Raw genomic sequence first — 922 nt, 5'->3', positions numbered from 1 at the left:
CAAGAACGATCAGTATATATAAGTTTATCAGGCTGCATCAACAATATATCCGATTGAAAGAATGGTGCAAGGTTATGGGAGTTGGTTCCAGAAGTTATTATACTTGGAAAAATGACTCTAAACCGCTGGTGGCTCTAAAGTTGGCATTCTTGAAGAGAAGATAAAAACTATTTATTTCAATAAAAAGCAGCGTTATGGCAGTCCTAGGATAGCTGCTGAATTATTGGATAATGGTGTGAAAGCCTCAAGGATTACAGTCGCTAAATATATGAGAAAGATGGGGCTACGCAGTAAAATAGGCAAGAAGTTTAAAGTCACAACAGATTCAAAACATTCCCATAAAATAATGAAAAATGTATTAGATCGTAATTTCACCCCTTCGGAACCATCAAAAGTTTGGGTCTCGGATATTACTTATATCCACACCAAAGAAGGCTTCTTATATCTAACCACAGTCCTCGATTTATATGACCGTAAATGTATTGGGTGGAGTGTCAGTGAAACAATGAGGACCGAAGAAACTTCGTTGGCAGCATGGAAAATGGCGGTCAAGAACCGCAAATTGTTTCCTGGTCTGATTTTTCATTCAGATCGTGGAGTACAATATGCCTGCGAAAAATTCAGCAATACAGTAGATTCTTATAAAATCGTAACTAGAAGTATGAGTCGAAAAGGTGATTGTTGGGACAATGCAGTTGCAGAGAGCTTTTTTAAAACACTAAAATCAGAGCAAATATATGGGAACAAATTGGTATCAAAAGAGCAAATGAGGACAGATTTATTTGAATACATAGAAGTATGGTACAATAGACAGCGTCGACATTCTGCACTAGGAAACCTTACCATAGAGCAATTCAATAACAAAAAACAAAATCTTAAAAAAACTGCTTAACTAGTACTGCCGATTTTATTTGCAAGTCCA

The 922-nt window shown here is 36.4% G+C and carries 1 protein-coding gene; it reads left to right on the top strand.

Annotated elements, in window-relative coordinates; genetic code table 11:
• Positions 1-145: 145 nt before the first annotated feature.
• Positions 146-892, top strand: coding sequence for an IS3 family transposase (locus tag L950_RS25445; protein ID WP_156169881.1), 747 nt, complete (start codon positions 146-148; stop codon positions 890-892).
• Positions 893-922: the final 30 nt, after the last annotated feature.

Origin of the sequence: Sphingobacterium sp. IITKGP-BTPF85, assembly GCF_001006065.1 — a bacterium.
Classification (GTDB): domain Bacteria; phylum Bacteroidota; class Bacteroidia; order Sphingobacteriales; family Sphingobacteriaceae; genus Sphingobacterium; species Sphingobacterium anhuiense.
This window is presented reverse-complemented; position numbering and strand designations above follow the sequence as displayed.